Below are 600 nucleotides of genomic sequence, written 5' to 3'. Positions count from 1 at the left end.
GTAACGATAACGGGCTTGCAGCTTGCCGGTAGTATTGCGTGAAGGCGCCTTAGAAATTGCTGATGAGTTTGGGGTTTATCTTTAGTCGCCAGAGAATGAACTTCCTCATAAAGGGTTATCGAACGCCCCTCACATGCCAATGCGGCGCGCAGCAGGAAGAACTGCTGGCCGGGCTCTAAGTCTGACCAGTCGACCAAAATCACTGGCTGTGCTTGATAACCTGCAAAATATCGGGCCAGTTGTTGATAAATGTGCGGTAACTCATAAAAAAGTTGCGTATTGGAGAGCAGGCGATCAGCACTTTTTATTCGATGTTTTTCATAGGCTTGCGTATCAAGATTACGTCCAAGTGAAGTGACTGTGAGTTGCTGCTGGGTCGAGGCACTTAAGACTATATTTTGTAGCGCCTTGCGCCGGGCACTATGCATAGAAGGTGTGACAGCGTGAATGAAATTGGTTAGGATGTGCTGAACATTCATGGCGATTCCTGATTGTTTTTTTTGGCGAAAGATCTGATCATCGAGCGCCATGAATGTTCCCTTCCTATACCAATTTATTTAATCCTTTGTTTTATCATCCTATTTCGTGGGGATACCTCAG

General features: G+C 45.8%; 1 pseudogene. It reads right to left on the bottom strand.

Annotation, left to right across the window (positions count from 1 at the left end):
• Positions 1-530 (bottom strand): annotated as a pseudogene (locus AAY72_RS14670) (hypothetical protein); the annotation flags it as partial.
• Between the last annotated feature and the right edge of the window lie 70 nt (positions 531-600).

The sequence above is a fragment of the Alishewanella sp. WH16-1 genome, from assembly GCF_001441695.1.
In the GTDB taxonomy this organism is placed as follows: Bacteria; Pseudomonadota; Gammaproteobacteria; order Enterobacterales; family Alteromonadaceae; genus Alishewanella; species Alishewanella agri.
Note: the sequence above shows the minus strand (reverse complement) of the source record. Positions and strands in the feature narration are given on the sequence as shown.